This is a genomic window from Xanthomonas cucurbitae, assembly GCF_002939885.1.
GTDB lineage: Bacteria > Pseudomonadota > Gammaproteobacteria > Xanthomonadales > Xanthomonadaceae > Xanthomonas > Xanthomonas cucurbitae.
Genome location: NZ_MDED01000126.1, coordinates 1 through 543, shown reverse-complemented (window position 1 = coordinate 543; position 543 = coordinate 1). Strand labels below are relative to the sequence as shown.

Here is a 543-nt window from a genome sequence, read left to right as displayed (position 1 = left end):
TCCTACTGTGTCATAAAAATGTTATTCTGCAGGCAATCCACACCGTGCTGAGATGAACATGGCCGCAGTCAGTCACCAAGCGCGTTTTTCCGCCTATTTGGATGACCTATCCGCTGCGCTTGGTCATGCTGATCGCGCGGCGAGCTTACACGGTTATTGCCGAGGATTGATGCTGCCGTTGGAGCGCAAAAGCGTAGAGCCGCTGGCGGCGCATGTGGATCCGCTGCGGACACGGGCTCGGCATCAGGCGTTGCACCATTTCGTGGCCAAGTCGGACTGGTCCGATGCGGCGGTGCTGGAGCGCGTCCGTCAGTACGTCTCATCGCATATGGATTTGAAGGGCGAGGTGTACTGGATCGTGGACGACACGGGTTTTCGCAAGAAGGGCAAGCATTCGGTCGGTGTGACCCGACAGTACTGCGGGGAGATCGGCAAACAGGACAACTGCCAGGTGGCGGTGAGCGTCTCGCTGGCGACGCCTGCGGCGAGCGTGCCGATGGCCTTTGGGCTGTATCTTCCTGAGGCTTGGGCGGCCGATGCGGC

1 protein-coding gene is annotated in these 543 nt (G+C 60.0%); it reads left to right on the top strand.

Annotated elements, in window-relative coordinates; genetic code table 11:
- Positions 1-58 precede the first annotated feature (58 nt).
- Positions 59-543 (top strand): IS701 family transposase (locus tag XcuCFBP2542_RS19030; RefSeq protein WP_146090386.1); only part of this gene is annotated, 485 nt, incomplete at its 3' end.